Source organism: Limosilactobacillus coleohominis, from assembly GCF_016901675.1.
Lineage (GTDB): Bacteria > Bacillota > Bacilli > Lactobacillales > Lactobacillaceae > Limosilactobacillus > Limosilactobacillus intestinavium.
On the sequence record NZ_JACJKU010000067.1, the window covers coordinates 1 to 8,114 of the forward strand.

Below are 8,114 nucleotides of genomic sequence, written 5' to 3' on the forward strand. Positions count from 1 at the left end.
CTTAATTGTTTAGGGTAACGACCTTAACTAATGCTTTTTCGCTATACATTAATTATGTGTCTAAATCCCTGCATTAACAATTAAGGAGGTCACTTCATATTATCTCCCTCCCGTGTTTAGAACGATGCAACAATCGCTAAAATACCAATTAAGATTAAGAAAGTTGCAATTAACCAAACTAGCATAATTGCAGACAACATTGGATTGAATAACAGGATAATTCCTAAAATAATACCAATGATGTTCAGAACAACCAATAACCAGTAGTAGCCCTTTCTAAATTCACGATAAAAGCTTGCAACTTGGAGTTGACCAAAACAGTCAATAATAAACCAGATGGCAAAAATGTATGCAATTGTGAGGGCGCCGACAGAATGGAAGAATAGGAAAATAATCCCCAAAATAATATCTAGGATGGCCATAACAATCAGCCAAACTGATTTATGGTTCAATAAATTATCAACTGTTTGACGAAGCCAAATTTCATAAATTCCCTTTAGAATGGCACCAATTCCAAACAGAATTGAAACAAAACGTAAAGTCGTATCCACGTGGTACATAGATACGCATCCTAAAATGACAAATAAAATTCCTAGTACAAAACTAGCCCAATCAAAGTTTTTATTAACTCGATCCACAATACTCTCTCCCTTTAATTAATAAATACGCAGTCTATTGTAACGCGTTCGTGCACTATCGAGTAACAGGTTCTAGAGATCAATATCCAGTTCAATTGGCGTATGATCACGGCGTTCTCCAGTATCAATCATAGATGAATTTTGAATTTGTTCAGCAATCCGATCGCTGACTAGCCAGTAATCTATTCTCCAGCCTGAATTATTCTGCTTGCTGGTAATGACACGTTGTGCCCACCATGAATAAACTCCTTTTTCTTCCGGGTGAAGATGACGAAAACTATCCGTGAATCCAGCTTTTAATAATTTTGTAAAATGTTCACGTTCTTCATCGGTAAAGCCTGCTGAATGATGATTGTTTTCAGGATGAGCTAAGTCAATTGGTTCATGTGCAACATTGAAGTCACCACTAGCAATCACCGGTTTCTTTTGATCCAATGATTGTAAATATTCACGATAACGATCATCCCAAACTTGACGTTCATCAAGCCGCTTTAAACCAGAACCAGAGTTAGGAGTATATACTTCAGTGACATAAAAGTCCGGAAATTCTAGAGTAATCATACGGCCTTCATCGTCCATTGGTGCTGGTGCATCAATTTTGGGATAAGTTACTTGAGGGGTGAGCCCATCCCGATAAAGGTACATTGTTCCTGCATATCCCTTCCGTGCTGGTTCAACAGAACTTCGCCACACTACATGGTAACTTGGAAATATTTCATCTAATATGCTGAGGTGCTTCTTAGTTGGTCCATTTTTAGATAACTTGGTTTCTTGGATAGCCACAATATCGGGACTCAGACCAGCAATTTTATGCAAAACCTCCCTGGTTTCCCCAGCTCGTTTTGATGTTCCAGTAAGTGCTGCATTAATTGAATCAATATTCCACGAAATAAATTTCATCGTAATCCTCCCTTTTGGTTAATATCTTACGCTGAACATTTCAAAATTTCACCCTATTAAAAGCAAAAATAGAGCCGAACGCTCGGCAAATCGAACGTTGGCCCTATCGTTATTAGTGAACTGTGAAGTCGTCAATAACTTCTACCACGATTTCATTTTTTCAACTTTACAGTTGTTTTTTAATAGCTGCTAGTGACACCTCACCAGTAGTATTAAATTTCACATCAGCATCATGTAGGCTACTACCAATCCCAATTGATAGTTCTCCAGCACCATTAATTGCTTGAATTCCCGCTTGAGCATCTTCAACACCGGCAACTTGATTAACTGGCAGGTTCATCGTCTTCGCTGCTTCAACGTAGATTTCTGGATCTGGTTTACCTTTGCTAAGTTTAGCTGGATCTACAATTCCTTCAAAATAATCAGTTAATTGTAGATATTGAAGAACTTTAGGTGCATTTTTAGATGCGGAGGCCAACACTAAGTGGTAATGTGTATCTTTCAATTCATCTAGAAAAGCCTTCATTCCTGGTAAGATATCATCAGGAGTCAGCGTTTCCACTAACCTGACATAATTATCGTTCTTTTCAGTTGCTAATGCGTTTTTTTCTTCTTCGGTATATTCATTTTCATGGCCACCGGCCTTCAAAATTAACTCCAAAGAATCCATCCGACTAACGCCCTTAAGAGCATCCGCTAATTCTGGTGTCCATTCTGTGCCGACTTTGTCAGCTAACTGATGCCATGCTTGCCCATGAAAACGAGCGGTATCAGCGATTACACCGTCCATATCAAATGCAAAACCCTTAATATCATTAAAATCCATGAGTATTGCCTCCCAGAATTACTTTAATTCAAGTTTCTTACCTGCTAAATCAATTGTAATTGGGTCACCTGATACTAAATCAATCTTAGTACCATGCTTGTCAACTTTGATCTTCAAAATCCGTCCACGGAACATTTGACGGAATTGGTAAGAATCCCACTTCTTTGGTAAGAATGGTGCAAAATGCAATTCATCATCACGAACCCGCATTCCAGCAAATCCTTGAACAATGTCTAGCCAAGAACCAGTCATAGAAGTAATATGAAGTCCATCTGAAGTATCATTGTTATAGTTATCAAGGTCTAGTCGTGCAGACCGTTCATAAAGTTCAACGGCCTTATCTTCATAACCAATGTCAGCAGCAATAATAGAGTAAACAGATGCAGAAAGACTAGATTCATGAACCGTAAATTGTTCATAGAAATCAAAGTTATTCTTCTTTTCTTCAGTTGTGAAGTCATCAATGAAGTCCCATAGTCCTTGGATAACGTCACCTTGTTTTACATATGGTGACCGTAAAATCTTATCCCATGACCAGTTTTGGTTTAACGGCAATTGATCAGATGGAATTTCAGAAACTGGCTTCAAGTCTTTGTCTAAGAAACCATCATTTTCTGGGAAAATATCCTTTTGCTTGTCATAAGGAAGGTACATGTTGTCAACAATTCCTTTCCAATGACGTTTTTCATCTTCTGAAACATTTAATTTCTTAGCGACTTTGTCATCAACTTCATCCAGAATTTCCAGGGTGTACTTCAGAGTCCATTGACATAGCAGGTTAGTATACCAGTCATTGTTAACGTTGTTGTCATACTCGTCAGGACCAGTTACACCATGCAACATGTACTTGTTTTGGCGTTGTGAATAGTGAACCCGGTCAGCCCAGAAACGTGAAATTTCTGTTAAGACTTCGGCCCCTTCGTTCAGAACGTATGACTTGTCACCGGTATATTTGGTGTAAAGGTAGATTGCAAAGGCAATATCACCATTCCGGTGAATTTCTTCAAAAGTGATTTCCCATTCATTATGACATTCAATACCATTGAAGGTCACCATTGGGAAGAGTGCCCCCTTTAAACCTTGCTCTTGAGCGTTAACAAAGGCACCATCCGATTGCTTATAACGGTACATTAATAAGTTCCGTGCTACTTCAGGATTGGCAACTCCTAAGTAAACTGGAATACAGTATGCTTCAGTATCCCAGTACGTTGCACCACCATATTTTTCACCAGTAAATCCTTTTGGACTAATGTTTAAGCGATAGTCGTTCCCGTAGTATGTAGAGAATAGTTGGAAGAGGTTGAAACGAATCCCTTGTTGTGCCCCTTCGTCCCCTTCAATTTCTACATCAGACTTAGTCCAACGATCTGCCCATTCTTGAACGTGTGGGTCAAGAAGGTCGTCAAAGCTTTGATCGTCCAATTTTGCTGACAATTTATCTAATTGTTCTTCAATGGCTGCTTGAGAATCAAAGTCACGAGAAGTTACAACAACTGTCCGCTTTTCCAAGTTAACTTCTTTACCTGCTGCGATGGTACCAGCAAAGTTATTATAAGCATTCTTTTCTGCGGTACCGTCACCAACGTGATCTAAATTCGTTTTAGTAGTAGTCTTCATACCCACAGTGAATTGTGGAGTTCCAAAATCATTTTCCTTAGTTTCAGATGTTAATTCCGCATGCTCGCCACTTGCGTTTTTGCCTAGTACATTCCAAAACTGTTCATCATAGTTGGCATCTTCGTTGTAAACGTCAGCATCAATCATGCTGGTAATTTCAACTTTGGCATCGCTTTGACCACGGTTCTTAATATTAACCCGTTGACCTACTAATTCTTTTTGCACCGCAGATACGAAACGCTCAAATTGGAAGTACATTTCTGTGCCACCAATTTCTACCGTAAACTCACGGGTTAAAACTCCCCGCTTCATATCCAAATCTAACTTAAAGTCTTTTGGTGTTTGCTTGTTAAGGTCTAATTGTTCACCATTAACTTTAATGATCATCTTCATGAAGTTAACAGCGTTAATCATTTTTCCAAAATACTTTGGATAACCGTTTTTCCACCAACCAACACGAGTCTTGTCAGGGAACCAAACACCACCAAGGTAAACCCCTTGCATGTGATCACCAGTGTAACCTTCTTCAAAAAAGCCCCGCATTCCAAGATTTTCGTTTGCTAAGCTTGTCATTGATTCTTGGAGACGTTTATCTTGAGGATCCCACTTAGTAGTTGCAACGTGCCATGGTGCAATATCAAATGTTCTTTTCATGAATAAATTCCTTTCTTAATAAAACCTTCAGCGATTAACAATCTAACTCTCTTTAATGAAATAATTATTGAACGTAAGTTTCGTGAATTGTGTTGACAGATAATGCCGCTAAAATCATTACCACACCTGCTAACAAGAACATGTGCGCTTGTGAGCCACCCAACATTGGGAAAATAATGAAGCCACAATTTGTGGTAAACAAATGGAGCCGTTAAATAATCCCAAGTAGGTTCCCATGTGCTTACCAGATAAAGCATTAGTAACAATCGTTAATGGGTAAGTATTCATTCCAGCCCAGGCAATCCCAACCAGGGAATAAGAAATGATTAACGTCCATTGGTCATGGATGAAGAAGATCGATAGGAACCCAATTGCTCCTAAGAATAAGCTCCCAGCATAGCCTAACTTGTGGTACTTATTTGGAACCTTTGCCAAAACGTAAGACCAGATCACCGCCGCGATAGATTGGACAGCTGCTAATACCCCATACCAGTTTCCGGCAGCTTGGTAACCTGCACTTGTAGCATTAGTAGTGTGCCAAACGTTACTTGCGATTGCTCCTGCAGAATATGTCCATAGGTATTGGAAAGCAAACCAGCAGAAGAACTGAACTAATGTTACTGTCCAGAAAGCTTTTGGTGCGTGACGAAGTAAGGTTAACCAGTTTCCACCTTCCTTATTGTCCTCTTCCGAAATGCCATGGTACTTAGCATATGTTGCAGGATCATATTCATGAACCCGGAAAACCGTAAAGAGACTTGTGATTACTAACAGAGCAGCACCAACATAGAATGAAATAATAACTGATTGAGGTACCACACCCTTAGCCGCCTTGTTTGGAACCCCAAACCAAGTTAGCAAGAATGGGAAGATCGCTGCCAAAACAGCCCCAGTATTAGACAAAAAGCTCTGTACACCATAGGCATAACTCTTCTGATCATCATTAACCATATCACCAACCATCATCTTAAATGGCTGCATGGCGACATTAGAAGATAAGTCCAAAAATGCCACGGTGATAGCACCAAACCATAGTGCTGCCAGTGATCCATAACCAAATCCAAAGCTCCCAGAATTTGGTAACAAGAGCATCACTATCACCGCCACAATGGTCCCAAGTAATAGGTATGGCAGCCGCCGGCCACCTAATTTAGGTGCCCAGGTTCGATCAGAGTAATAACCAATAATTGGTTGAACAATTAAGCCGGCCAATGGTGGCAAAATAAAGAACCAACCTAAATTGTTTGGATCAGCTCCAATCGTTTGAAAGATCCGGCTCATTTGGGAACTCTGCAAAGTAAATGCAGTTTGAACCCCTAAGAAGCCAAAGTTAATCATCCAAATCATACTATTGGATAGTTTTGGTAACCCAATAGTTTGTGATTTTTCTTCACTCATAACAAACACTCCTTAAATCCGCGTTTATTGAAAGCGCTTTTACATTACGGTTAATAATATACCAGAACAGTAATTTTAATGCAACCGTTTGCACAAAAAGTTTAAAAATAAATCTAGTATAATGCCAGATACTGTTTCAAAGCACTTATGCTGGATTAATCCATTTTATAAGGAACGTAGATATGGTTTTGATGAATGTCCTTTTCAAAAAGGAGTTCTACAGCCTTCGATCCTAGCAATTGTGGTTGCAAATCAATCACGTTTTTATCATTAAAAACAACTTTGATCCACTGGCTATTGTTAAAACAAGCAATCGGCAGATCCACTAACTTCAATTGACGTGCATATCGCAGGTAGATAACATCATCCGCAAATACCAAACTATCTACCCGTGGATGTTGACGAAGCCAATCCATTAAATTTAAATCGTCAGATGCATCTACAATCAACGGCTGTCCAGAGTGAACTTGAACGGATTTTTGGTAACCTTGAAGGCGGTCCTTTTCAAAGGTTTGTCGCTGACTGGATTGAATGAACGCCGGAGCGGTGACACCATGGTTCAAATAAAGCTGATCAGTAGCCGCCTGGCCAACTGCGACGTTGTCATTATCCACAAACCGATCCTGATCACTAAAGGGGTGACCAACAATCACATAACTTAAATGGTGGTCGCGAAGATAATTAATGACCGGATCGTTGGGACGCGAATACAGTAGTACAAAATGATGGACTTTTGCCTGTTGAGCCATTGCGGCAACCTGATTTACCAAATCCTTCTCGCTGGTCCCCATTGCAACCATCATCTCATAATTCATTTTGCGAATGGCCTTACCAATCCCCCACATAATTTCAATATGAAATGGGTTCGCTGGCTGAGCAGCGCTACTCGGTAGTGGAAATACAACCCCAATGATATTTGCTTCTCCCCTACTAAGGTTACGAGCTGAAAAATTCGGGCGGTATCCTAATTCATCAGCAATTTGTTTCACGCGTGCGCGCGTTTTTTCACTAATCCGGGGGTTATTATTTAATGCTCGTGATGCCGTAGAAGTTGAAACACCAGCCTGCTGAGCAATTGTTCGAATGGTGACCAAGATTAAGCTCCTCCTCTAACTAATATTCATTCTAGCAAAAAAACAGGTAGCCTGCGACTTGGACTTCCAAATCATTGCTACCTGCATTATTTAACGATATAGCTCCCGGCGTGAAGTAGGATGATTACCTTGTTCACGGTTCTTGTATGCAACGTGAGCCACTAAGCCAAAATCACCATCGGTTAATATGGTGGTTCCCCGTCGTCCAGGAATCTTATTTGGCCCACCGGTTACATATACATTAGCTAAATACAGACGATATTTTTCATGTGCTGAATGCACATCAGTTAATCCAACTTTAGTGATATGCCCAACTTTGACACGTTCCATCTGGTTCAATCCCGCATAAATTTCTAACCGATGTTCCAGTTCATCATGAATTAAATCAAAGTATGGTGGAGTTTGATTTTTATTTAGAGCATGGACAGGCTCATGGGTCTGATTATATTCATCAATAATCGCCGTGGAGTCCTTACCATCATAATCAGCAATAAAAATTCCTTGTTCCACTAACTGGTCCACTAAATGACGTAGATTGCGTTGTTCTTCATGTGAAATTGCTACTTCAGCTTGAATTAAGTTGCTATCCGTAAAGTAACCATTTGCTTGGTTGTTAATAACTGCTGCTGCCCGTTCGGCACGACTTTTACGCGGATTTTCATTACTTTGGTCATAACCGGTAATCTTAACCAGCCATGGGGATAATACATCAAAACGTGATGTTTTATCCAAAAAATAATAAACAGCATTCAAGTAGACATAGTAACTAATCAATAGTACTGCCAAGCAGTAAAGCAAGCCTCGTACCCACACATGATTTGCTAACAGCCGATATGTTACGTAGATTAAGTACCCGTCACCTAATAACGCTACAATTGTATAAATCTTATTTTTTAATTTTGTATTGATATTAAAATAACCCAGTGAATGGTTCAGCATATCAAGAAAACTAAACATTGTCTAACCTCCTCCTACTGACCTTCATTG

The 8,114-nt window shown here is 39.7% G+C and carries 6 protein-coding genes and 1 pseudogene; all 7 read right to left on the reverse strand.

Translation table 11 applies throughout. The features are described 5' to 3' along the window. Window positions 1-116: 116 nt before the first annotated feature. The 7 genes and pseudogenes from H5975_RS06465 to H5975_RS06495 all read right to left on the reverse strand — a co-directional run bounded on the left by H5975_RS06465 (window position 117) and on the right by H5975_RS06495 (window position 8,084). Window positions 117-638, reverse strand: coding sequence for an HdeD family acid-resistance protein (locus H5975_RS06465; RefSeq protein ID WP_204785361.1), 522 nt, complete (start codon window positions 636-638; stop codon window positions 117-119). Window positions 639-710: 72 nt separating this feature from the next. Beyond that, a complete protein-coding gene (locus H5975_RS06470; RefSeq protein ID WP_204785362.1) occupies window positions 711-1,538 on the reverse strand; it encodes an exodeoxyribonuclease III in 828 nt (275 codons plus the stop codon). A gap of 166 nt (window positions 1,539-1,704) precedes the next feature. Further along, window positions 1,705-2,364: a beta-phosphoglucomutase gene (gene pgmB / locus H5975_RS06475; RefSeq protein WP_204785363.1), complete on the reverse strand. Its 660-nt coding sequence runs from the start codon at window positions 2,362-2,364 to the stop codon at window positions 1,705-1,707. Window positions 2,365-2,382: 18 nt separating this feature from the next. Further along, window positions 2,383-4,635, reverse strand: coding sequence for a glycoside hydrolase family 65 protein (locus H5975_RS06480; protein WP_204785364.1), 2,253 nt, complete (start codon window positions 4,633-4,635; stop codon window positions 2,383-2,385). Between the two features lie 64 nt (window positions 4,636-4,699). Continuing rightward, window positions 4,700-6,033: pseudogene (locus tag H5975_RS06485) on the reverse strand (SLC45 family MFS transporter). Window positions 6,034-6,188: 155 nt separating this feature from the next. Next, a complete protein-coding gene (locus H5975_RS06490; RefSeq protein ID WP_204785365.1) occupies window positions 6,189-7,127 on the reverse strand; it encodes a LacI family DNA-binding transcriptional regulator in 939 nt (312 codons plus the stop codon). Window positions 7,128-7,217: 90 nt separating this feature from the next. Beyond that, window positions 7,218-8,084, reverse strand: coding sequence for a DUF6681 family protein (locus H5975_RS06495; RefSeq protein ID WP_204785366.1), 867 nt, complete (start codon window positions 8,082-8,084; stop codon window positions 7,218-7,220). Window positions 8,085-8,114 lie beyond the last annotated feature (30 nt).